This is a genomic window from Streptomyces celluloflavus, assembly GCA_000720995.1.
GTDB classification, from domain to species: Bacteria; Actinomycetota; Actinomycetes; order Streptomycetales; family Streptomycetaceae; genus Streptomyces; species Streptomyces celluloflavus.
Map to the genome: position 1 here is coordinate 124,103 of JOEL01000007.1, position 23,810 is coordinate 147,912.

Annotated in this window: 18 protein-coding genes and 1 pseudogene; 11 read left to right on the forward strand and 8 right to left on the reverse strand. The window is 71.8% G+C overall.

Annotated features, from left to right (window positions below):
• The first annotated feature begins 292 nt into the window (after positions 1-292).
• Positions 293-1,162 carry a TetR/AcrR family transcriptional regulator C-terminal domain-containing protein gene (locus IH09_RS09005; protein ID WP_052855579.1) on the forward strand — a complete coding sequence of 290 codons (870 nt, stop codon included), beginning with the start codon at positions 293-295 and terminating at the stop codon, positions 1,160-1,162.
• A gap of 182 nt (positions 1,163-1,344) precedes the next feature.
• Here IH09_RS09005 and IH09_RS09010 read toward each other — a convergent pair whose 3' ends face one another.
• Together IH09_RS09010 and phoA are read right to left on the reverse strand one after the other, a co-directional pair.
• Positions 1,345-2,262, reverse strand: coding sequence for a 2-dehydropantoate 2-reductase (locus IH09_RS09010; protein WP_052855580.1), 918 nt, complete (start codon positions 2,260-2,262; stop codon positions 1,345-1,347).
• A 371-nt stretch (positions 2,263-2,633) separates the two neighbouring features.
• Positions 2,634-4,001: an alkaline phosphatase gene (phoA, locus tag IH09_RS09015; protein WP_052855581.1), complete on the reverse strand. Its 1,368-nt coding sequence runs from the start codon at positions 3,999-4,001 to the stop codon at positions 2,634-2,636.
• Positions 4,002-4,337: 336 nt separating this feature from the next.
• On the opposite strand from phoA, the pseudogene IH09_RS09020 reads away from it, so the two are divergent.
• The 3 genes and pseudogenes from IH09_RS09020 to IH09_RS09030 all read left to right on the forward strand — a co-directional run.
• Positions 4,338-4,541 (forward strand): annotated as a pseudogene (locus IH09_RS09020) (ferredoxin); the annotation flags it as partial.
• A 73-nt stretch (positions 4,542-4,614) separates the two neighbouring features.
• The gene (locus IH09_RS09025) at positions 4,615-5,994 is read left to right on the forward strand and encodes an NAD(P)/FAD-dependent oxidoreductase (protein ID WP_052855655.1); all 1,380 of its coding nucleotides are present in this window, start codon (positions 4,615-4,617) and stop codon (positions 5,992-5,994) included.
• A gap of 49 nt (positions 5,995-6,043) precedes the next feature.
• Positions 6,044-7,264: a cytochrome P450 gene (locus IH09_RS09030; protein WP_052855582.1), complete on the forward strand. Its 1,221-nt coding sequence runs from the start codon at positions 6,044-6,046 to the stop codon at positions 7,262-7,264.
• A gap of 37 nt (positions 7,265-7,301) precedes the next feature.
• Here IH09_RS09030 and kdpC read toward each other — a convergent pair whose 3' ends face one another.
• The 5 genes from kdpC to IH09_RS09050 form a co-directional block, all read right to left on the reverse strand.
• Positions 7,302-7,952, reverse strand: coding sequence for a K(+)-transporting ATPase subunit C (gene kdpC / locus IH09_RS09035; protein ID WP_052855583.1), 651 nt, complete (start codon positions 7,950-7,952; stop codon positions 7,302-7,304).
• A 120-nt stretch (positions 7,953-8,072) separates the two neighbouring features.
• Positions 8,073-10,211 (reverse strand): potassium-transporting ATPase subunit KdpB, encoded by a 2,139-nt coding sequence (kdpB, locus tag IH09_RS09040; protein ID WP_052855584.1) that lies wholly within the window; start codon positions 10,209-10,211, stop codon positions 8,073-8,075.
• On the reverse strand, positions 10,211-11,875 hold the full coding sequence (kdpA, locus tag IH09_RS09045; protein ID WP_052855586.1) for a potassium-transporting ATPase subunit KdpA: 1,665 nt from the start codon (positions 11,873-11,875) through the stop codon (positions 10,211-10,213). Before kdpA ends, kdpB begins: the two co-directional genes overlap by 1 nt.
• An 11-nt stretch (positions 11,876-11,886) precedes the next feature.
• Entirely contained in the window at positions 11,887-11,976 is a 90-nt protein-coding gene (gene kdpF, locus IH09_RS36855; RefSeq protein WP_107436896.1) for a K(+)-transporting ATPase subunit F, read from the reverse strand.
• Between the two features lie 326 nt (positions 11,977-12,302).
• Positions 12,303-14,642: a terpene synthase family protein gene (locus tag IH09_RS09050; RefSeq protein WP_446750521.1), complete on the reverse strand. Its 2,340-nt coding sequence runs from the start codon at positions 14,640-14,642 to the stop codon at positions 12,303-12,305.
• Between the two features lie 448 nt (positions 14,643-15,090).
• Between IH09_RS09050 and IH09_RS09055 the strand changes: the two genes are divergently transcribed.
• The 6 genes from IH09_RS09055 to IH09_RS09080 all read left to right on the forward strand — a co-directional run bounded on the left by IH09_RS09055 (position 15,091) and on the right by IH09_RS09080 (position 22,374).
• Positions 15,091-15,546 (forward strand): Lrp/AsnC family transcriptional regulator, encoded by a 456-nt coding sequence (locus IH09_RS09055; RefSeq protein ID WP_052855656.1) that lies wholly within the window; start codon positions 15,091-15,093, stop codon positions 15,544-15,546.
• Positions 15,547-15,853: 307 nt separating this feature from the next.
• Positions 15,854-16,663, forward strand: a complete 810-nt coding sequence (ddaH, locus tag IH09_RS09060) for a dimethylargininase (protein ID WP_110952175.1) — start codon at positions 15,854-15,856, stop codon at positions 16,661-16,663.
• Entirely contained in the window at positions 16,660-17,919 is a 1,260-nt protein-coding gene (gene rocD, locus IH09_RS09065) for an ornithine--oxo-acid transaminase (protein ID WP_240151002.1), read from the forward strand. Before ddaH ends, rocD begins: the two co-directional genes overlap by 4 nt.
• Before the next feature lie 759 nt (positions 17,920-18,678).
• The gene (locus IH09_RS09070) at positions 18,679-20,535 is read left to right on the forward strand and encodes an APC family permease (RefSeq protein ID WP_240151016.1); all 1,857 of its coding nucleotides are present in this window, start codon (positions 18,679-18,681) and stop codon (positions 20,533-20,535) included.
• 324 nt (positions 20,536-20,859) lie between these two features.
• Entirely contained in the window at positions 20,860-21,084 is a 225-nt protein-coding gene (locus IH09_RS09075) for a hypothetical protein (RefSeq protein WP_052855590.1), read from the forward strand.
• Between the two features lie 63 nt (positions 21,085-21,147).
• Positions 21,148-22,374 (forward strand): SPFH domain-containing protein, encoded by a 1,227-nt coding sequence (locus tag IH09_RS09080; RefSeq protein ID WP_052855592.1) that lies wholly within the window; start codon positions 21,148-21,150, stop codon positions 22,372-22,374.
• Between the two features lie 202 nt (positions 22,375-22,576).
• On the opposite strand, the gene IH09_RS09085 is transcribed toward IH09_RS09080, so the two are convergent.
• Positions 22,577-23,173 carry a TetR/AcrR family transcriptional regulator gene (locus tag IH09_RS09085; protein ID WP_052855593.1) on the reverse strand — a complete coding sequence of 199 codons (597 nt, stop codon included), beginning with the start codon at positions 23,171-23,173 and terminating at the stop codon, positions 22,577-22,579.
• A 142-nt stretch (positions 23,174-23,315) separates the two neighbouring features.
• Here IH09_RS09085 and IH09_RS09090 point away from each other — a divergent pair, with 142 nt between their 5' ends.
• Positions 23,316-23,792 (forward strand): nuclear transport factor 2 family protein, encoded by a 477-nt coding sequence (locus IH09_RS09090; RefSeq protein ID WP_052855594.1) that lies wholly within the window; start codon positions 23,316-23,318, stop codon positions 23,790-23,792.
• Positions 23,793-23,810: the final 18 nt, after the last annotated feature.

Consider the following 23,810-nt stretch of genomic DNA (forward strand, 5'->3'; position numbering starts at 1 on the left):
CTTCTCCGGCCATATCTCCTTCGGCCATGTCTCCTTCTCCCGGTACTTCTGGTGTTCCCGGCGTCGTCGCCAACGTCGGCCTTGGCGGCGTGGCACTGATCGCGCGGGTGCGTACGTCGTACGCGGTGATGCGTACTAGATAAACATGCACATCGGAGTCGCGCAAAGTTTTTTCAAACCGCTGGTGAGCACCGATGCTCGGCGCAGGAGGTGCGGCCTTTGGACCCACCATGCGTCACCGGGATAGACTTTCGACACAAGACATGGGGGCGTGACGAAAAGGAGTGTGGTGGTGTCGGTGCAGCTGGCGTGCGCATCGTGCGGGAAGCCGCTGGAGGCCACGAACCGGGGACGGCCGAGGCGCTACTGCTCCCGCGCGTGTCAGGCGAGGGCGTACCGGGCGCGCCGGGCGGAAGCGCCGGCCGATGCGCCCGCGGGCGGTGGCGACGCCCCGGAGGGCAGGAGCGATGCGCCGCCGCAGCTCACCGTCGAGCGCATCGTGCGGGCCGGGATCGCCGTCGCGGACGCGGAGGGGCTCGACGCGCTGTCGATGCGCCGGGTCGCCATGGATCTCGGTATGAGCACCATGGCCCTGTACCGGCATGTGGCGTCCAAGGACGAGTTGGTGGCCTTGATGGTGGAAGCCGCGATGACCGGTGTTCCGCTGCCCGACTCGCCGCCGCGCGACTGGCGTCACGGCCTCGAACGCGCCGCCCGCCGCGACTGGGACCTGTACCACCGCCACCCGTGGATCCTGTCGAAGGTCATGGTGACGACCCGCGCATATTTCAGCCCGGCCCTCGCGGCGGACAGCGAGAGCACCTTCACCTCGTTCGACGGGCTCGGCCTCGAACCCGCCGACGCCTTCCGGTACATGTTCATGTTCACCTCCTACGTACAGGGCGTGGCCCTGACCTACGTCAGCGATGTGGAGGCGGAGCGCCAGGCGCGCCTCACCGCGAAGCGGGGAGAGGAGGAGCCGGCCACGGGGGCGGGTGGCGCGCGGAGTCCGCTTTTCGAGCCCGGCGCGTATCCCCGGCTCGGCCCCGCGATGCGCGCGGGCGCCGACCCCTGGGATCTCGACGCCCTGTTCGTCTCGGGTCTCGCCGGCGTCCTCGACGGCATCGCGGCCGATCTCGCGAGACGAGGCATCGAGAGCTGAGCTTCGCGTGACTCCGGGGACCTGTGGGGGACCTGCGTGCGTCGATCCGGGAATGCGCGGGTGACCCGCAGGCAGTGCCGACAGGGGGCAGCTTCGTACCCACCGAGGCCGGGCCCGCCCACCCGTCATCAGCTCCCCCGGCCCCCGTCATCAACTCGCTCAGCCCATCGTCATCAGCTCCCTCAGCCCGCCATCAGCTCGCTCATCAGCCGGCTGGCGACCGGTGTGGGGACTCCGTGGCGCTCGGCCGCGCGCAGCAGTGCGCCGCCGATCGCGTCGAGTTCCAGTGGCCGGCCGGCCTCCTCGTCGCGTTGCATGGACGATTTGGCGCCGGCCGGGAACGTGTCGTACCGCGCCAGGGTCCGCGCGGCGTCGGCCGGGACGCCGCAGGCCCCGCTCACCGCGGCGGCTTCGGCGACGAGCGCCGCCAGTTCCGCGCGCCGCCCGGTGCGTACCTCGCCGATGGTGAGCCCGTACCGGGTGGTGAGCAGGGCGAAGGGGGCGAGGAAGATCAGTTTGGCCCAGAGCGCGGCGGTCTCGTCCGCGACCGGGCGCGTACGCACGCCGGCGTCCTCGAACATCGCGGTCAGCGGGCCGAGCCGTTCCGCCGTTCCGGTCAGGTCGATCTCCGTGAACGGGCTGCCGTGCTCGATGGCTCCGGGGGCGATCCGGGTGGACTCGACCCGGATCGTGCCCGCTACGACCCGCCGTGCGCCGTAGCGTTCGCGCAAGGCGGCCGGGTGTTCTACGCCGTTGAGGAGGGGGAGGACCAGGCCGTCCCCGAGCACCTGGGGCGGTACCCGCTCCAGGGCCGCCGTCAGCGCCGTGTGTTTGACCGTGACCAGGCACAGGCCGACGGGCTCGCGCAGTGCGGTGTCCGCTTCGACGGGCGCGGTGAAGTCGCCGAACTGCCCGCTGCGTACGCGGATGCCGTCCTGGCGCAGGGTCCGTGCGGTGTCCTCCCCCGCCACACAGATGACCCGGTGTCCGGCCCGGGAGAGCAGACCGGCCAGCAGACCGCCGACGCCTCCGGGGCCGAGCACGGCGACGGTCCACCGGTGCGGGGCGGGGGTGTCGGTGAGCGGTGATGTCGTGCGCACGCGTAGGTCCTCTCCACCGTGGGTGGGTCGACCCCTGTCCGCGCCTTCCCGCTCCGGACCGGACCGGTGAGCCGAGCGCGGGGGCAGGTTGCCGCCCGGTTCTCCGAACGAGCTTCGAGGCGCCCCTCGCCCAAGTCAATCCTCAGGATTCACGTAAGCATTCGGCCCTCCCCCGGAATTCACGTAAGTATTCGTCCCTCCCTCGGGATTCACGTAAGCACTCGGCCCTCCCCCGGGTTTCACGTAAGCACTCGGCCCTCCCCCGGGTTTCACGAGGGAGGGCCGAATGCGGGAGGGGAAGGACCGGATGCGTGAGGGAGGGCCGGGTGCACCGGCCCTCCCTCACCTCACCTCACCTGAATGTCAGGGTTTCAGCGCAGCCGCAGGGCCGTGCGGAGGGTGGTGAAGAGGTCGGTCTGGTCGGTGACGCCGAGGACCCGGTCGGCGTTGGGGCCCTGGGCGGCGATCCGGACCTGGGTGCCGGTGTGCTCCTGGGACTGGCCCGGGGTGTTGGTGGAGTAGTTGACCTTCAGCTTCCCGCCCTCGTTGGTGACGAGGGTGGAGGAGAGGCCGGGCGGGGTGGCCTCCAGCGGCACGATCTGGCTGGTGTGGCCGTGGTCGGCGGTGGTGACCACGAGGGTGTCGGGGTGCTTGGCGGCGTAGTCGCGGGCGACCTTGACGGCGCGGTCGAAGGCGGCGGTCTCACCGATCTGGCCGCACGGGTCGGCGGCGTGGTCCTGCTTGTCGATCGAGGCGCCCTCGACTTGGAGGAAGAAGCCCTTGCCGTTGCCGTGCTTCTTGCTCTGCTTGGCCTCCAGCAGGGCGAGGGCCTTGCGGGTCTGGTTCTCCAGGCGGGGGGTGCCGGCCGGACGCTCGGCATTGCCGGTGGTGCAGCGCTGCGGGTCGGTGCCGCCGACGGCCGCGGGCTTGCCCGTCCACTCGACGGGCACGTTGCCCGGCGCGAAGAGGCCGAGGACCGGCTTGCCGGGCTTGACGGCGCTCAGGCCCTTGTCGTCGGTCACGATCTGGTAGCCGAGCTTGCGGGCCTGCTCGGTGACCGTCTTGCCCTTGTACGGGCCTTCGGTGATGGTCTGGTCGAAGCGGGCCTTGCCGCCGCCGAGGAGCACGTCCACCTTGTGGTTGACGCTCTGCTCGGCGATCGAGCCGAGGCCGCCGTTGCGGAGGGTGTCCGCGGAGCACTTCTTCATATCGGCCGGGCCCTGGCAGCTGCGGTCGCCGACGTGCGAGGCGAGTACGGCGGGGGTGGCGTCGGTCAGCTCGGCGGTGGTGACGCTGCCGGTGGCCAGCCCGTTCTTCTGCGCCAGCTCCAGGATCGTCGGCAGCGGCTTGTCGGTGCCCGGGGTCTTGGAGATCCGGCCGTTGACGGTCTTGTGGCCGGTGGCCCAGCCGGTACCGCTCGCGGCGGAGTCGGTGACGTAGTCCGGCTTGCCGTTCTTGTCGACGGCGTAGGTGGTGTACGCGCCGGTGCTCGGGAACTTGTCCATGTTCAGCCGGCCCGCCGCGCCCACCGTGTAGTCGCGGGCGAGGGTGATCTCGGAGTCGCCCATCCCGTCGCCGATGAGCAGGATGACGTTCTTCGCCTGCTTGCTCTTGGGCGTGTGCGCGACGCTCTGCCCGGAGTCGGACGCGTACGCGGCGGCGGGCACCGCGACACCGGCGACCAGCAGGGCAGCGGCGCCCCAGGCCAGGCCGCGGCGGTGCATACGGGAACGGGACATGCGATCTCCTCCTAGACGGAACGGCCCACGCCGCCTCCGGTTCAGAGCACACCAGGGCCGCGGATACCGCGGGTGACGCGGAGATGGCGTACGGGACAACTGACGTGGGCCCGCGGTTCATCCGGGTCCGTCCTCCTCGTACGCCCTGACCTGCGGCGGCCGGGCGGGGCCGGGCGCTCCGCGGGCCGGGCGGCGCGGGCGGACGGTCCCGCCGGCCCCGCCCCGGCTCCCCGCCGTCCCCCGACCGGCCCCGCTCCGGCCGCGCCGTCCGGTGCGGGGGAGTAAGACGGAGGGGACGGAGCGGACGGGTGGCGCCGAGGCGTGGAACGGACCGGGATGCAGATCGTTGTCGACCTCAATCGGTGTCAGGGCTATGCGCAGTGCGTGTTCCTCGCGCCGCGCGTCTTCGAGCTGCACGGTGAGGAGGCCCTGATGTACGCGCCGGCGGTACCGGGTGAGCAGCACGAGCACGTACGGCGGGCGGCGGCGGCCTGTCCGGTGCAGGCCATCCTCGTCGGCGAACCGGCGGGGGACGGTGCCGCGCCTTCCGGTGCCGGTGGTCCGGCGGACGCTGGTCCGTCTTCCGGTGCCGGTGGTGGACGGGCGGGCGTCGATGGCCGGTGAAGGGTGGGGCGGGCACAGCGGGCGGATCGTCATCGTCGGTGCGTCGCTGGCCGGGCTGCGGGCGGCCGAGACACTGCGCGCGGAAGGCTTCGGCGGTTCACTGACGGTGGTCGGGGACGAACCCCACCCCCCGTACGACCGGCCGCCGCTCTCCAAGCAGGTGCTGCTCGGGCGGGTGCGCGCGGCGGATGCCGGGCTGCCGCGCCGCCACGCGGTGGACGCGCGGTGGAAGCTCGGGGTGCGGGCCAGCGGGCTGGATCCGGTCGAGAAGCGGGTACTGCTCGCCGACGGCGAGCACCTGCCCTTCGACCGGCTGCTGATCGCCACCGGGACGCGGGCCCGGCCCTGGCCGCAGTCCGACGAGGCCCGGCTGGACGGGGTGCTGACGCTGCGCACGCTCGACGACGCGGCCCGCCTCGCCGAGCGCCTCGACGCCGGACCGCGCCGGGTGCTGGTGATCGGCGCCGGGTTCACCGGCTCGGAGATCGCGTCCGCCTGCCGGGAGCGCGGTCTGGCGGTGACGGTCGCCGAACGCGGACCCGCGCCGCTGGTCGGCGCGCTCGGCGGGACCCTCGGCGCCTTCGCCGCGAAGTTGCAGCGCGCGCACGGCGTCGATCTGCGCTGCGGGGTGACGGTCACCGCCCTGCGCGGCAGCGGCGGCAGGCTCACCGGCGCCGATCTGTCCGACGGCACCCGGATCGACGCCGACATCGCCGTGGTCGCCCTGGGCGCGGTCCGCAACACCGAATGGCTGGCCGGGTCGGGGCTCGCCGCCGGCCCCCGAGGCGTGGCCTGCGACGCGGGGTGCCGGGCCTTCAACATGTACGGGATCGTCACCGACGATGTCTTCGTCGCCGGTGACGTGGCCCGGTTCCCGCATCCGCTCTTCGAGTACCAGATGCTCTCCCTCGAACACTGGGGCAACGCGGTCGCGCAGGCCGAGGTGGCGGCCCACAACATGGTCAGCCCGGGGCCGCGCCGACGCCCGCATCTGACGGTGCCGGCCTTCTGGTCCAGCCAGTTCGGCCTCAACATCAAGTCCGTCGGCGTACCGACGTTCTCCGACCAAGTGGTCATCGCCCAGGGCTCGTTGAAGGAGGGCCGGCTGGTCGCGGTCTACGGGTACCGGGGCCGCGTCACCGCGGCGGTCAGCGTGAACCGGGCCAAGTGGCTGGAGCACTACCGGACGCTGATCGAGTCCGCGGCGCCGTTCCCGCCCCCGGCCGGTGCCGCCGACCGGCCCGAGTCCCCGGTCCCCGTCCCCTCCGACGTACCGGACCCCAAGGTGCTCTCGCACGGCCCGACCGTCGCCCTCACCGGCCATCTGCCGGACCGGCGGCTGGCCGTGGTGGTGCGGCAGAGCGGCTGACCCGCCGCCCTCGGCACACCTCCCCCGCCCCCGATGAGGAGCCCGCGCGATGTCCACGGACACCCTGTTCCACCGGATCACCGACTACGCCCACCGCGCCGACCCCTATCCGCTCTACGCCGAGCTCCGGGAGAACGGGGTGGCCCGGCAGGAGGACGGCAGTTATCTGGTGGGCACGTACCACGAGATCGCCGCACTGCTCCACGACCCGCGGATCAGCTCGGACGTCCGGCACCTCACGGACCCGGGCGACGCGCTGCTGCGAGTGGGCGATCTGCCGCCGTCCTTCATCGGGCTGGACGACCCCGAACACGACCGGCAGCGCCGCATCGTCATGCGGCCGTTCGGCCCGCCGCACTCCCCCGGGCGGATCGACGCCCTGCACGGTGACATCACGCGGATCGCCCGGGAGCTGATCGACGCGTTCCGGGGCAAGGACCGGATCGACCTCGTCGACGACTTCGCCTATCCGCTCCCCGTCACCGTGATCTGCGGGCTGCTGGGCGTGCCCCGGGAGGACGTGCCCCACGTCCGCGCCTGGACGAACGCGGTCATCGCCGGTCTCGACTTCACCCCCGGGACCGACCCGCAGCGGCGCCGGCGCGCGGCCGGTGAGGCCCGGACAGCGATGGCGCACTATCTGGAGGAGCTCGCCGGGTCCCGACGCGGCCATCCGTCCGGCGATCTGCTCTCCGCCCTCGTCAACGACGCCGGCCCCGAGGGACAGCTCACCACACCGGAGCTGATGACGAACGCGGTCCTGCTGCTCATCGCCGGGCACGAGACGACCGTCAACCTGATCACCAACGGCATGCTCACCTTCCTGCGCCACCCGGACGTACTGGCGCGGCTACGCGATGAGCCGGAGCTGATGCCGTCGGCGGTGGAGGAACTGCTGCGCTACGAACCGCCCGTGCAGCTGCTGCCGCAGCGGACCCCGCTCACCGATGTCGAGGTCGGGGGCATCACCGTCCCCCGGGGCGCGCCCCTGGTCCTCGTGCTCGCCGCCGGCAACCGGGACCCGCTGCGGTTCGCGGACCCCGACCGCTTCGACCCGGCCCGGCAGGACAACCAGCACTTCGGCTTCGGCAGCGGCATCCACAACTGCTTCGGCGCACCGCTCGCCCGCATCGAGGCCCGGATCGCGCTGACCGAGCTGCTCCGCCACCTCGACACTCCCCGCCTGGTCGAGGACCCGCCCCCGTACCGGCGCAGCCCGGTACTGCGCGGCCCCCGCCATCTGCTGGTCGACCGGGTGGGCGGCGGATGAGCCGACCACCGCACGGGCCCGGTCCCCGGCGGCGCGGTCACGGCCGCCGGGCCAGCGCGTGGTTGAGCTCGACGACGTTGACGCGCTCCTGGCCCAGGAAGCCCAGGAAGCGGCCCTGGACATGGCCGGCGACCAGCCCGCGGACCGCGGCGGGGGCCAGGCCGCGGGCCCCGGCCACCCGGCCCGCCTGTTCGTAGGCGTACGCCGGGGAGATGTCGGGGTCGAGCCCGGAACCACTCGCGGTCACCGCATCGACCGGGACGGACGCGGGCGGGACGTGGTCGAACGCGGCCACGGCGAGGCGGCGGGCCCGGACGGTCCTGGTCAGTCCGGCGTCGTTGGGGCCGAGGTTGGAGGCGTGGGAGGCCGTCGGGTCGTACGGTCCGGCGCCCTTGCCCGCGTCGGCGGCGGACGGGCGGGGCTGGAACCACCGGGGGTCGGGCCGGAGCGCCTCGTGCGGGTCGGCGGGGTGCTGCTTCGGCAGATTGAAGCTCTGCCCGATCAGGCGGGAGGCCACCGGGGTGCCGTGCGCCGGCAGCGGGGAGCCGTTGGCCCGGTGGGGGAACACGGTCTCGGCGATACCGGTGACGGCCAGCGGATAGGCGATACCGGTGAGCACGGTGAGGACGAGCAGCAGCCGCAGGGCCGCCAGGTGCTGCCGGAGCAGCGGGGAGTGGATCGTACGCATGGGTCTCCTGCTTCCTCCGGGGCCGGGCCCGGTCCGCGTCTGCCTGGTTCGGTCCGCGTCGGCCCGGGGCGGTCGGGGCCTCGGCCATCGGCGGCTCGTCGGCCCCGGCGGCCCCGGCCGTCAGCGCAGTCCGGGGAGGAACTGGACGATCAGATCGATGAGTTTGATGCCGAGGAACGGCAGGATCAGCCCGCCGAGCCCGTACAGCCAGATGTTGCGGCTCAGCAGCGCGGCCGCCGAGGACGGGGTGTAGCGCACACCGCGCAGGGCGAGCGGGATCAGCGCGACGATGATGAGGGCGTTGAAGATGATCGCGGACGTGATGGCCGAGGAAGGGCTGTGCAGGCGCATGATGTTCAGCCGGTCCAGGCCCGGATAGACCCCCGCGAACATGGCCGGGATGATCGCGAAGTACTTCGCGACGTCGTTGGCGATCGAGAATGTCGTCAACGCGCCTCGGGTGATGAGGAGTTGCTTGCCGATCGCAACGATCTCGATGAGCTTGGTGGGGTTGGAGTCGAGGTCGACCATGTTCCCGGCCTCCTTGGCGGCCGAGGTGCCGGTGTTCATCGCCACGCCGACGTCCGCCTGGGCCAGCGCCGGGGCGTCGTTGGTGCCGTCGCCGGTCATCGCGACCAGCTTGCCGCCCGCCTGCTCCTGCCGGATCAGGGACATCTTGTCCTCGGGGGTGGCCTCCGCGAGGAAGTCGTCCACGCCCGCCTCCTGGGCGATGGCGCGCGCGGTCAGCGGGTTGTCACCGGTGATCATCACCGTCCGGATGCCCATCCGGCGCAGTTCGGCGAACCGCTCCCGCATGCCCTCCTTGACGATGTCCTTGAGGTGGATCACCCCCAGGACGCGGGCGGTCCGGATACCGTCCGCGCCGGTCACCTCGCCGACGACCAGCGGGGTGCCGCCGCTCGCGGAGATGCCGTCCACGAGCTGTCCGACGTCCTCGGTGGGGTGCCCGCCGCTGTCGCGGACCCAGCGCATCACCGCGGTCGCCGCGCCCTTGCGCAGCGACCGGCCCGCACCGGGGTCGCTGAGGTCGACGCCGCTCATCCGGCTCTGGGCGGTGAAGGCCACGAACGCCGCGTGCGCCAGCTCCCCTTCGCCGCGGGCCCGGAGCGCGTGCCGCTGCTTGGCCAGGACCACGATGGAGCGCCCCTCGGGCGTCTCGTCGGCGATCGAGGAGAGCTGGGCGGCGTCCGCGAGTTCCTCGGCGTCCACGCCCCGCGCCGGCAGGAACTCGGCCGCCTGGCGGTTGCCGAGGGTGATGGTGCCCGTCTTGTCGAGCAGCAGGGTGTTGACGTCGCCCGCGGCCTCCACGGCGCGCCCGGACATCGCCAGCACATTGCGCTGCACGAGCCGGTCCATCCCCGCGATGCCGATCGCCGAGAGCAGTGCGCCGATCGTCGTCGGGATGAGGGCCACGACGAGGGCGACCAGGACGACGAGGGGCTGTTCGGCCCCGGCGAAGACGGCGAAGGGCTGCAGGGTCACCACGGCGGCCAGAAAGATGACGGTCAGGGACGCCAGCAGGATGTTGAGCGCGATCTCGTTCGGCGTCTTCTGCCGGGCGGCGCCCTCCACCAGCGCGATCATCCGGTCGATGAAGGTCTCCCCCGGCTTCGAGGTGATTTTGACGACGATCCGGTCGGACAGCACCTTCGTACCGCCGGTGACCGCCGACCGGTCGCCGCCCGACTCGCGGATCACCGGCGCCGACTCCCCGGTGATCGCCGACTCGTCCACGCTCGCGACGCCCTCGACCACATCGCCGTCGCCCGGAATGGTCTGCCCGGCCTCGACCAGGACGTGATCGCCGGGCCGGAGGTCGAGACCGGGGACCTCCTCCTCGACGGGTTCGGCCGCGCCCGGCCGCCAGCCGGTGAGGCGCCGGGCCATGGTCAGGGTCTTGGTCCGGCGCAGCGTCTCCGCCTGCGCCTTGCCGCGGCCCTCCGCGACCGCCTCGGCCAGATTCGCGAAGACCACCGTCAGCCAGAGCCAGCCCGTGATGACCCAGGCGAAGACGCCGGGGGTGCGCAGGGCCGACAGGGTGGTCAGGACCGCCCCGACCTCCACGACGAACATGACCGGGCTGCGGACCATCGTGCGCGGGTCGAGTTTGCGCAGCGCGCCGGGGAACGAGCCGAGCAGCTGTTTCGGGTCGAGCAGACCGGCCGGGACCCGGTGCGGTCCGAGGCCGGGCGGCGCCCCCGCGGCCGGGTCCGGCGGGGGAACGGTGGTCGTGGGCATCAGTGGAGACCTTCCGCGAGCGGTCCGAGCGCGAGCGCGGGGAAGTACGTCAGGCCGACGACGATGAGGATCACGCCGGTCAGCAGCCCGACGAACTGCGGCCGGTGGGTGGGCAGGGTGCCCGCGGTGACGGGTACGGGCTGCTGGCCGGCGAGGGATCCGGCGAGCGCCAGCACGAACACCATCGGCAGGAAGCGGCCGATGAGCATGACCAGGCCGAGGGCGGTGTTGTACCAGACGGTGTCCGCGCTCAGCCCGGCGAACGCCGAACCGTTGTTGTTCGCCGCGGACGCGAAGGCGTACAGCACCTCCGAGAAGCCGTGCGGCCCGGTGTTGAGCATGGCCGCCCGCGGACCGGGGAACGCCATGGTTAGCCCGGCGCCCACCAGGACGGTCAGGGGGGTGGTGAGGAGGTAGAGCGAGGCGAACTTCATCTCCCGGCCCCGCAGTTTCTTGCCCAGGTACTCCGGCGTCCGGCCGACCATCAGCCCGGCCACGAAGACCGCGACGACGGCCAGGATGAGGATTCCGTACAGCCCGGAACCGGTGCCGCCCGGCGCGATCTCGCCGAGCATCATGTTGAAGATCGTCATCCCGCCGCCGCCCGGCGTGTAGGAGTCGTGGGCGGAGTTGACGGCGCCGCACGAGGTCAGGGTGGTGGAGACCGCGAAGAGCGCCGAGGACCAGATGCCGAACCGCTGCTCCTTGCCCTCCGCCATGCCTCCCGCGGCGTGACCGGCCGTACTGCTGACGCTGTGCAGTTCGTTCGCGGTCACGAGGGCCACCGACGCGGCCCAGAGCAGCGCCATCACGGCGATGACCGCGTAACCCTGGCGCCGGTCGCCGACCAGCACCCCGAAGGTCCGCGGCAGACAGACCGCGATCACCAGCAGGAGGTAGATCTCGATCAGGTTGGTCAGCGCGGTGGGGTTCTCGAAGGGGTGCGCGGAGTTCGCGTTGTAGAAACCGCCGCCGTTGGTGCCGAGTTCCTTGATGGCCTCCTGCGAGGCGACCGGCCCGCCGGGAATGCTCTGGTGGCCGCCCGCGAGGGTGGTGACATCGTGGAATCCGTGGAAATTCTGGATGACCCCGGAAGCCACCAGAACGATCGCGAACACGAAGGAGAGCGGCAGCAGCAGCCGCACCACGATCCGGGTCAGATCGACCCAGAAATTCCCGACCCGGCCGGTGCTCTGCCGGGTGAATCCCCGGAGCAGCGCGGCGAGAACGGAAATTCCCACCGCGGCGGAGACGAAGTTCTGTACCGCGAGACCGGCCATCTGCACCAGATGGCCCATGGTCGATTCGCCCGCGTAGGACTGCCAGTTGGTGTTGGTGACGAAGGACGCGGCCGTGTTGAACGACAGGTCCGGGGTGACGGCTCCCCGGCCGAGGGAGAGCGGGAGCAGGTTCTGCACCCGCAGGAACCCGTACAGGAAGAGCGTCGAGACCAGGGAGAAGGCCAGCACACCGCGGAGGTACACCGGCCAGGTCTGGTCGATGTCGCCGTGCACCCCGGCCGCCCGGTAGACCAGCCGCTCGGTCTTCGTGTGGCGGGTGCCGGTGAGGACGCGGGCGATATGGTCGCCGAGCGGCCGGAAGGTGAGGGCCAGCGCGAGGACCAGCAGGAGAATCTGGAGCCAGCCCGCGAGCGTGTCATTCATCCGGCCCGCGCCTAGAACTTGTCCGGGAAGATCAGGCAGACGATCAAATAGCCGACCAGGCATACGGCCACGATCAGGCCCACGATGTTCTCCACACTCACAGCCGCCCGACCCCCTTCGCGACCCAGCCGATGACCGCGAACGTCAGGATCACCAGGGCGATATAAACAAGGTCCGGCATGGGCGGAATACCTCGCGTGAGCGAATAGGTGAATGAGCCGGCGAAGCGGCTTCTCCCGGGGCCTCCTGAAGCTAACTCAGTTCATTTCGGCAACGCCCTCATGTGCGGTGCGGCAAAGGGGTGATGCCGCGTTGCCCGACCCTCCCGGGGGCGGCCGCCTGGCCCGGTACCGCGCGGCAGCTCGCCGGGCGGGGCGCGGCGATGGCCCCCGGCTCCGGGCGGTTGCCGGAGCCGGGGACCGTACCCCTACCCCACGCTCACGGCCGACCGGACCAGGCGGGCGGCCGAGGTGCCCAGTCCGGTGGGGCCCATGAGCCGCTGTACGGAGCCGGGGCCGTGGCGCAGGTCGGCCTCGCGGTAGCGGCGGCATTCGCGGTGCCAGGTGAGGATGCCGGCCAGCCAGTTCTCCAGCTCTTTCACGTATCCGTCGAGGGCCGCGCGGGCCTCGGCCGAGAGCCGGAAATCGTCGTAGAGGACCGGGAGTTGATGAGCCGCGACATGCTGGAACTCGCTCATCCGGGAGGTCATCAGGTCGTGGATGATGGCGAGCGCGGTCGGGTAGTCGCAGTGGAAGAAGTTCTGGACGACCAGGATGCCGTTGTGGACCTCGCCCTCGTACTCGATCTCCTTCTGGTACGAGAAGACGTCGTTGAGGAGGCAGGCGTAGTCGGCGGCCGCGTTCTCCAGGGAGCGCATCGGGCCGGTGCGGTAGATCTCCGGCGGGACCTGTCGGCCGTGTCCGATACGGCTGAGGCTCATGGTGAGTTCCGAGCCGAAGGTCGACCGGCGCATCTCGATGTAGTCGACCGGGTCGGGGATGCGGTGCTGGGCCTGGTTGTCCAGTTCCCAGAGCCAGCTGGAGGTCATCGACTCGATGGCCGTACGGAACGCCCGGCGCGCGTCGGGTGACATCGGCCGCGTCGTACGGGCCCACAGGTCCGCCAGGGCGTGTTCGAGGGCGCAGGCCGGTTCGAGGGCGGCGGGGGACGAGCCCGGTCCCGGCTCGGGGGCCGGTGTGGGGGCCGCGGGGTCGAGGGGCATGAGGGCCGAGAGGCGGGCGGTGCACACCTTGGCGCCCGCCAGGTCCCGGGTCCGGCCGAAGACCGCCGGGTAGTAGTCGTCCGCGTAGGTGCCCCAGGTCAGCCACTGCGTGCCCAGATCCAGTTGCTCCGTGTCGGCGTCCGGGTGGAGGCCCGCCGCACACAGGGCGAAGTCGAACCTGACGAGCGCGTCCTCGTCCCAGACGTCGGAGAACGGCACACCGGGCTGCGGCCGCAGCAGGCCCATACGGTGCGCCCAGGTGACGACATTGCGGCGCGCCAGGTCCAGATGCGGGCTGAGCGTCGTGGTGAACGGCATGACGAAGGACGGCAGTTGGGAGGGGCCGACCTTCTGGTACGGGATATGGGTGTGGCGGCGGAGGCGCTGTGTGACGGCCGTGGCGAGGACGGTCTTCAGATCCGCCGCCGAGGTGCCGAGCCCGCTGAAGGCGAAGGGCGACCAGGGCAGCCCGGAGGACGCCGCGGCGGGCCCGGACAGGGCGGACGAGGACGCCGCGGCGGGGTGCGCGGCCGGGGAGGCGCCGGCCGCCGCGCCGCTGCCGTTCATATAGCGGCTGGAGCGCAGATGCCATTCATGGCCGCCGGACTGCCAGTCCTGGAGGCCCTTGGCGTACGCCAGGACGTCGGCGCAGGCGTGCGGGTCCAGACCCTGCTCCACGAAGAGGGCGGGGAGTTCGGTCAGCACGGTGTCCTCGAACTGCTGCAACCGCGAGGTGATCAGGTCGTTGACGGCGTCCGCGGCCTCCTGCGTCGTGCAGTGCAGGAACGTCTCCAGCACCAGCACACCGTTGCTCAGCTCGCCCTCCTCCTCCGTTTCCCGCTGGTAGGAGAAGAGGTCGTTGCGCAGGTGTACGGCGTCGGAGAAGGTGTCCTTGAGGACCCGCAGGGGCCGGGATCCGGCCACGGCCGCGGGGACCTCGGCGCCGGTCGCGTACTCCACCAGGCCCGCGGACCACGGCGCTCCGCCGACCTTGCGGCGCATCTCGATGTATTCGACGGGGTTGGGGACGCGGTTGATGTGGATATTGGACAGTTCCCACAGTGATTCATTGAGCAGATTCTCGGTGCTCTCGGCGAACCGCGCCCGCCATTCCACGGACATGTCGGGCACGGTGCGCGCCCACAGATCGGCCAGTCCCGCCTCGACGGGGTTGGCCGGCTCGGGCACGGGCGTGGACAGGTCCATCGGCATGAAGAGCGGCAGCCGGTCCAGGTATTCCTTGCCGCCCTCGCGGTCCAGCGTCCGCTTGAACTTCTCCAGGAAATGGTCGTCGAAGAAGAAGACCCACACATACCAGTCGGTCACCAGCGACAGTGCCGGTTCGGGGGCGTCGGGGTGGGTGTAGGAGCAGAGCAGGGCGTAGTCGTGGGCGTCGAGATCCCGTTCCGTCCAGATGCCCGAGCCCTCCAGCATCTCCATATCGCGCGCCCACTTCCTGGAATGCTCCCGGGCCGCCTCCAGATGCGGATTCAGCCGCGCCGGATGGGGAGAATAGAAGTGCGGCAATTCGAATGGCTGTGTCACCGTTCCTGGCCTCATTCTTGGGGTTCCTGGGTTCCTGGGTATGTACGGCAGCAGGGAGGCGCAGATGTAAGCGAATGCGCCCCTCTTGGCTGGTCGGCACTACCCCGGCCCGCGATCTCCTAGACCCATCCCCGATGGCGAAATATGTTCGATTCGGCCGCTTCCGGCGGCGCCCGGACGGCCGCGTACGCCGTGGCAGCTCCCCGCTCCCGCCGCGGCGGCGCGCAGCTCGCACCGCGCCGGCGCCGTGCGAGGATCGCCAGCCATGACACACCGGCCCGCTGAACCCACCGAACCGACCGGATCCGCTGCCACCGCCGGACCTGCCGGCCCTGTCGGACCTGCTGAATCCGCCGGGCACGCCGCGTCCGCCACCACGCCCGCCCGGTCCTCCGCCGCCCGGCCCGCGCGGTCCCCCGAACCGGCCAGGCACGCGCCCTTCGACGAGCTGGACCGCAAGATCCTCGCCGCGCTGATCGACAACGCCCGGACGAGCTTCGCGGAGATCGGTACGGCCATCGGGCTGTCGGCGACCGCGGTCAAGCGCCGGGTCGACCGGCTGCGGGAACACCAGGTGATCACGGGGTTCAGCGCGACCGTCCGGCCCGCCGCGCTGGGCTGGCTGACCGAGGCGTACGTCGAGGTGTACTGCGACAGCGCCGCGCCGCCCCGGCGGCTCGCGGAGGTCGTGCGCAACCATCCGGAGATCGCCGCCGCCATGACCGTGACCGGCGGCGCCGACGCGCTGCTGCACGTCCGGGCGACCGATGTGCAGCACTTCGAGGAGGTGCTGGAGCGCATCCGGGCCGAACCGTTCATCCGCAAGACCATCAGCTATCTGGTCCTCTCCCATCTGCTCCCGGACAGTCCGGAGGCCGGCGCACGCGTCTCCGCACAGGACTGACGCAGCGAACCGGCTCTCCCGCGCCGTTCTACGCAGCATTCCTGCGCCTGCACGCAGCCTTTGTTGCTTGTCGCCCGTCACGGCGGCTGCCTACCGTTGAGAACGGCCCGGCGATCACCCGGAGCGGTGGTCGCCCGCGGCCGTCCCGGGGAGGGTCGCTCGCGGCCGCCCCCGCGGCGTCCAGGGCGGCCCGCCCGGGTCGTCCCGAAGGAGACGGAGGGAGCGTTCCGTGTCGACGAGCGTTGTGCCCACGGGTCCGGTGTCCACGGACCCCACACCGATACCCCGCACACCGTCGCCGGATCTGGTGGCGCGCCCCCGGCGCTACCTGGTCTGCGAGCCCCGGCACTTCACCGTGCGGTACGCCATCAACCCGTGGATGCGCCAGGACACGGAGGTCGACACCGCACTCGCCGGCCGCCAGTGGGCGGCGCTGGTCCGCGCCTACCGCGACCACGGCCATGTCGTGCAGTGCGTGGAGCCGGTGGCCGGGCTGCCGGACATGGTGTTCTCGGCGAACGCGGCGCTCGTGCTGGCGGGCCGGGTCTTCGGATCGCGGTTCCACGCGCCCCAGCGGCAACCCGAAACCGCCGCGTACGAGGCGTGGTTCGCGGCGGCCGGGTACGACGTGCACCGGTCGGAGTCGAAGTGCGAGGGCGAGGGCGATCTCATACCGGCCGGGCGCTTCATCCTGGCGGGTACGGGCTTTCGGACCGCACGGGCGGCGCACCACGAGGCGCAGGAGTTCTTCGGCGTACCGACGATCGGCCTGCAACTGGTGGACCCGTACTTCTACCACCTGGACACCGCGCTCTTCGTCCTCGACGACGCGAGCGGCCGGGAGAACATCGCCTACTATCCGGCGGCGTTCTCGGCCGGCAGCCGGGCGGTCCTCCGGCGGCTCTTCCCGCGGGCGGTGATCGCCTCCCGGGCGGACGCCATGGCGTTCGGCCTCAACTCCGTGTCCGACGGGCGGCACGTCTTCATCGCCCCGCAGGCGGGTGGCCTCATCGCCCAGCTCGCCGCCCGTGGTTACGTCCCCGTCCCCGTCGACCTGTCGGAGCTGCTCAAGGCCGGCGGTGGCATCAAGTGCTGCACCCAGGAGGTCCGCCCATGACCGCGCCCACCCGCACCACCGGTACCGCTTTCGCCGGCAACACCTCTGCCGGTACGCCCGGTTCGTCGGCGGAGCTGATCCGCGCCGAGGCGCCGGTCCTCGCGCACAACTACCACCCGCTGCCCGTGGTCATCGCCCGCGCCGAGGACGTCTGGGTCGAGGACGTCGAGGGGCGCCGGTACCTGGACATGCTGGCCGGGTACTCCGCGCTCAACTTCGGCCACCGGCACCCGGCGCTGGTCGAGGCCGCGCACCGCCAGCTCGACCAGCTCACCCTCACCTCCCGCGCCTTCCACCACAACCGGCTCGCCGGTTTCGCCGCGGGGCTGGCCGAACTGACCGGCCTGGACATGGTGCTCCCGATGAACACCGGCGCCGAGGCGGTGGAGAGCGGCATCAAGGTCGCCCGCAAATGGGCGTACGACGTCAAGGGCGTCCCGGCCGACCGGGCGACGATCGTGGTGGCCGCGGACAACTTCCACGGCAGGACGACGACGATCGTCGGCTTCTCCGACGACGAGACCGCCCGCGCCGGCTTCGGCCCCTTCACCCCGGGGTTCCGCGTCGTGCCCTACAACGACCTCGCCGCGCTCGAAGCGGCCGTGGACGAGACGACGGCCGCCGTGCTGATCGAACCCATCCAGGGCGAGGCGGGCGTCATCATCCCGGACGACGGCTACCTCACCGGCGTACGGGAGCTGACCCGGCGCCACGGATGCCTGTTCATCGCCGACGAGATCCAGTCCGGCCTGGGGCGGACCGGCAGCACGCTGGCCGTCGACCACGAAGCGGTGGTCCCGGACGTCGTGCTGCTCGGCAAGGCGCTCGGCGGCGGCATCGTGCCGGTCTCCGCGGTCGTCGCCCGCCGCGAGGTGCTCGGCGTGCTGCACCCGGGCGAGCACGGCTCCACATTCGGCGGCAACCCGCTGGCGGCGGCGGTCGGTTCGGCCGTCGTCGAGCTGCTGGCCACCGGCGAGTTCCAGCGCCGGGCCACCGAGCTGGGCGAGGTGCTCCGCACCGGACTGGCCGCGCTGGTCGGCGAGGGCGTCACCGGGTTCCGCGTCCGCGGGCTGTGGGCGGGCGTCGATATCGACCCGGCCCTCGGCACCGGCCGCGAGATCAGCGAACGCCTGCTGGACGAGGGCATCCTCGTCAAGGACACCCACGGCTCCACCATCCGGCTCGCCCCGCCGCTGACCATCACCCGCGAGGTACTGGAGTCGGCGCTGAAGTCGCTGGGGAAGGTGCTGGGGTAGGCGCGACGGTGCCGGGGTGAACGGCGGGGCCGACGCCGGGCTGGTGCCGGGTGAGCGTTGCGCGGGCGGGGCCCGGGTGGGGCGCAGGGCCCCCGCTCCCCCGCTGTACGCGGCGGCCAGCGCGTGAGGCACATGCGTGGCTCGCACCGTGGGCTGCCGCGCCGACGCCTCGCCGTGAGTGACACACGGCGGGGCGGGCGCTGAGCGGGCGCCGGGCGGGCGCTGAGCGGGCGGGCCCGCGTGGGACGCCAGGCCATCGCTCCCCCAGTCTGTACTCGGCTGTACGCGGCGGCCGCCGCGTCCGGCACGCGCAGGGCTCGCACCGTGGGCTGCCGCGCCGACGCCCCGCCGTGGGTGACACTGAGCGACGTGTCGGATACGCATCGAAACCAGGGCGAAAGCGGCAGCACGAGCGGAGCGCCCAGCCCGGCCGCCCTGTTGCCGGGACTCGATGACGAGCAACTGGCGGTGCTGCGCCGGGTGGGGCACGAATGGGGGCGGGTGTCGGGCGACCCCGGAGTGCGGCGCCGCACCCTGCCGGTCGACCCCGACCTGGGCGTCTTCCCCGCACCCGCGGAGATCCGGCCGGCCCGTATCGGCCGCCTGGTCAGCATCACCCCGCTCAGCGGACAGCCGCCCGAGATCGAGGCGGAGGCGGCGGCGGAGCTGCCCACCGGCCGGCTGGGCCGCTTCGGCTACCGCGTCCGGCGGGTGGTGCTCGGCGCCGCGCTGAAGAGCACCGCGCTGGCGCAGGAGCGGATGCGCAAACTCGTGGCGCTGCCGGTACTGTCCGCCGACGCGCTCTCCTCCGTCGCCTACGGCCCCGAGGCCATGCTCGCCATCCTCGTCCTGGGCGGCGCCGCCGGGCTGAGCTACTCGCTGCCGATCGCCGCGACGATCGCCTTCCTGATGCTGGCCGTCGGCGTCTCGTACCGGCAGACGATCCGCGCGTACCCGCACGGCGGCGGTTCGTACATCGTCGCCGGGGACAACCTGGGACGGGTGCCGGGGCTGATCGCCGCGGCCGGTCTGATGACCGACTACATCCTCACGGTCGCCGTCTCGATCGCCTCCGGGGTGGCGGCCATCACCTCGGCGATTCCCTCGCTGGCCGACGACGCCGTGCCGATCGGCGTCATCGTGATCGCCGCACTGCTCGCCGGCAACCTGCGCGGCATCCGGCAGGCCGGATCGCTCTTCGCCGCGCCGACCTACGCGTTCATCATCGCGATGTCCGTGCTCATCGCCGTCGGCCTCTTCGACGCCGCGGACCGCGGGTTCCAGCCGGCCGCGGCCCCGCCGCTGAACGCCACCGAGAGCGTCGGCGTGCTGCTGGCGATGCGCGCGTTCTCCTCCGGTGCGACGGCGATGACCGGTATCGAGGCGATCTCCAATGCGGTACCGGCGTTCAAACCCGTGGCCTGGCGTAACGCCCGTACGACGCTGACCTGGATGGTCCTGCTGCTCATCGCGCTGTTCGCGGGCACCATCGCCGTGGTCCATCTCGACGGTGTGGTGCCCAACTCCCGGGAGACCGTGCTCTCCCAGCTCGCCCACCGCAGCTTCGGATCGGGCGCGCTGTACGTCTTCACCCAGGCGGCCACGGCGGCGGTGCTGCTGCTCGCGGCGAACACCGCCTACAACGACTTTCCCCGCGTGCTCTATCTGCTGGCGCGCGACGACCACGCCCCGCGGATCTTCCTGCGGCTGGGCGACCGCCTCGCGTTCAGCAACGGGATCATCCTGCTCTCGGTCGCGGCGATGGTGGTCTATGTGGCGTTCAGCGGGATGACCGGGGCGCTGATCCCGCTGTACGCGGTCGGCGTCTTCCTGGCCTTCGCGCTGTCGCAGGCCGGGATGGTGGTCCACTGGTGGCGGCTGCGGGACCGGCACTGGCGCAAGAGCCTCTTCTTCAACGCCACCGGCGGTCTGCTGTCGGCCCTCGTCTTCATCACCGCGGGGATCACCAAGTTCACCTCGGGCGCCTGGGTCGCGGTACTCACCGTCGGACTGTTCCTGCTGGTGACGATGCGCATCCGGCACCACTACGACACCGTCGGCCGGGCGCTGCGGCTGCACCCGCGCGCCATCGAGCTGCCCACGGCCCCCGCACTCCGGCTCCCCGCGCCCCCCGGCTCGGCGGAGACACCACCGAAAGCGCCGGTGGAGGCACGACGGGCAGCGGCGGCGGAGGAGAGCGAGGAGACCCCCGAGGAGATCCGCCATCTCTCGGTCGTCCCGGTCGCGTCGCTGGACCTCGCCGCGATGCGCGCACTGGCCTACGCGGCCTCGCTCCAGCAGCCCGTCCTCGCGCTCCATGTGAGCCCCGCCGAGGAGGAGGCCGAACGCTTCCGCGGCTACTGGTCGCTGTGGGGCGATCATCTGCCCCTGGAGGTCGTGGTCTCGCCGTACCGCGCGATCGTGGCGCCGCTGGTGCACTACATCGAGGCGCTGCACCGGCAGCGCCCCGATCTCACCCTGACCGTGATCCTCCCGGAGATCGTGCCGAGGCACTGGTGGCACCGCGCCCTGCACAGCAGGACCGCCGCCCGGCTGCGGCACGCGCTGCGCCCGCTGCCGAAGATCGTCGTCACCACCGTCCCGTTCCACGTCTAGCCGCGCGCCCGGGGCCCCTGTCCTGCGCGCCCCTTCCCTGCACGGCCCTTCCGGGCGCAGCCCGTCCCTGCGCGGCCGATGTTCCACGTGAAACCATGCGCCGCTGCCGCGCCGGAGTACCGTGAAAAGGAGAGAATTTCTCGCTCGTCGGCTTCGGGCCGACGGCGTCTTTTGATGAGCGACAACGCCGGACGGCCACTCCGTACCGGGGACAGGTTCGCGTCATGGATGGAACGGCTGGACACGCCACCCCCGCCTCGACGGCCTGCGGGACCGCCCTCCGTACCTCCCCCGCGCGGTTTCGTTCAGGAACGGAAAGTTCGCGTGAGCGCGACGGATGACGCGGACTTCAGCCCGGTCGGAGTGATCGGGCGGGTGACCGTCTCGATCCCGTCCGACGGGCCGGGCGAGGTGCTGCTGCCCGTACGCGGCGGGACCGAGGCGTACGCGGCCTGGTCCGACCGGCCCATCGCCCGGCATACGCAGGTCATCGTCACCGACCGCACCTCGGCGCGGTCGGTGATCGTCGAGCCCCTGCCCACCACGTGACCCTTCCCCCTGCCGTCCCCGCTCGGAAACCGAGGCCGGTCGTATCGGACCAGGAGCTTTCCCATGTTGTTCTGGCACGTTCCCGCGCCGAACCAGGCGCTACTCATCTCCGGGTCGAAACGCCGGACCGGAGACGCACAGTTCCGTATCGTCACGGGCCACGGCTGCTGGGTCATGCCCGTCAAGCAGAAGGCGAGCCTGCTCTCCCTCTCGCTGCGGGAGTCGGAGATAGCCGAGGAGTGCGTCACCCAGCAGGGCATCCGGCTCGGGGTCCGGGCCGTCGCCGTCTTCAAGGTCGGTGACGACCAGACCTCCATCTCCAACGCCGCCCGCCGCTTCCTGGACGAGCAGACCAGCATGGAGGAGCTGGTGGGCCGGATCTTCGCCGGTCACCTCCGGTCGATCGTCGGCGGACTGACCGTCGAGCAGATCATCCGGGAGCGCGACCGGGTCGCCCAGGAGGTCAAGGAGGGCAGCCACTCCGAGATGGAGAAGCTGGGCATCGTGGTGGACGCCTTGCAGATCCAGGAGATCGGCGATGTCTCCGGCTACATCACCAACCTCGCCGCCCCGCACGCCGCGGCCGTCGCCAGCGCGGCCCGTATCGCACAGGCCAAGGCCGACCAGGAAGCCGCCGAGCGTGAACAGCAGGCGGCGGCACTCAAGGCCGAGTACGAGCGGGACACCGCGATCAAGAAGGCCGGGTTCCTCGCCGAGACCGAGCAGTACAACGCCCGTGCCGCGCAGGCCGGTCCGCTGTCCCAGGCCAGGGCGTCCCAGGAGGTCATCGAGGAGCAGACCGCGCTGGCCGAGCGGCAGGCGGCGCTCGCCGCCCAGCGGCTGGAGGCCGAGGTACGCCGCCCGGCGGACGCCGAGGCGTACCGGCAGCGCACCCTGGCGGAGGCGCAGCGCGATCAGGTCCAGTTCGAGGCGGATGCCCGTGCGTACACCGAGCGGGCCGTCGCCCAGGCGCGGGCCGACGCGAACAACGTCCTCGCGGCCTCGCTGCGGGACGGCAACCAGGAGCTGATCGCCGCCAACCGCACCGTCGAGAACCTCCCGGCGCTCGCGGAGGCCGCGGCCAAGGGAATCTCCGATTCGCACCTGACCGTCCTGAACGGCACCGACGGTATGAACGAGATCGTCTCCGGCATCGTCGGCCAGGGCCTGGCCATCCTCGACACCCTCAAGAAGGGAACGGACACCGGCGGCCCGCTCGCGAACGGATCGGCACCGCAGCCCCCGCGCCTGACGAAGCTGCCCCAGGACCGCCCGGCATCCGGTTCCTGACCGGCACCCCGAACTCCGGCCACGGCGGTCGGAGTTGATGGCGGGCCGCGCCTTGGCAGCGGCCCGCCGGCCGTCGGCACGGACGCCGCCACGGACCTCCCCGGGTCCGGCCAGGACCCGCCCGAGTCCCGCCGCCCCGCCACCTCAGCCGGGCCCCACCGACTCAGCCGGGCCCAGCCGCCGCCATCCCCGCCCCGCCGCCTCAGCCCGGTCCGGCCGCCGCCCCCGGCCCGGCCGCCCTCGCGGCCGCCACGAGAGCTTCGGCCGCCGTCCGGGCGTACTCGGCGGCGGCCGGCTCACCGGACACCGCCGCGGTGGTGATCGCACCGTCCATGAGCAGCACCAACTGCCCGGCCAGCAACGCCGGATCACCGACCGGCAGTGCACTGACGAGACCGGTCACATAGGCATGGACGGCCTGCTTGTGGTGGCGGGCGACGCCGGTCACCCCGTCCGAGACGGGACCCAGCTCGCCGAACGAGTTGATGAACGCGCAACCCCGGAACCCCGGGTCGGCGAACCACGTCCGCAGCCAGTCGAACACCGCCAGCGGCCGGTCCTCGGCGGTGGCGGCGTGCCTGCTGACATGCTCGGCCAGCTCGGCCCGCCAGCGCGCGTCGCGGCGGCGCAGATACGCCTCCACCAGGTCGTGCTTGGCGGGGAAGCACTGGTACAGCCGCTTGAGCGACACCCCGGCGGCGGCCCGGAGTTCATCCATCCCGACGGTCTGGATACCCCGGCCGTAGAACAGCTCCTCCGCGGCGTCGAGTATCCGCGAACGGGCCTCTTCCTGGTCCATCGCACCTCCCACGCCCACCCCTCCCCTTCCTCCGAGAACGATCGTTCTCTACACTAGCTGACACCACAGAGAACGACCGTTCTCCATGGACCGTCCGACGCAAACCACCCACCAGAACCACCCACCCGAGAAGGAGCCCGCCATGCCCCCCACCCCCACCACACCCACCAGACCGCCCCTCCCCCCGTTCGACGAGCGGACCGCACTCCAGAAGGTCCAGGCCGCGGAAGACGCCTGGAACACCCGCGACCCCGAACGCGTCGCACTCGCCTACACCGAGGACTCGGTCTGGCGGAACCGGGACACCTTCGTCACCGGCCGGCCGCAGATCATCGCCTTCCTCCGCGAGAAGTGGACCCGGGAGCTGGACTACGCGCTGCGCAAGGAACTCTGGACGTTCGGCGGCAACCGGATCGCGGTGCGCTTCCAGTACGAGTGCCGCGACGCGAGTGGCCAGTGGTGGCGCAGCTACGGCAACGAACTGTGGGAGTTCTCCGCCGACGGCCTGATGCACCGCCGCGAGGCATGCATCAACGACCTCCCCATCACCGCCGCGGACCGCCGCATCCTCGGCCCACGCCCACCTGCCGAGAGGGGAACCCCGATCCCGGTCCGCTGACGGGGCGCGACGCGACGT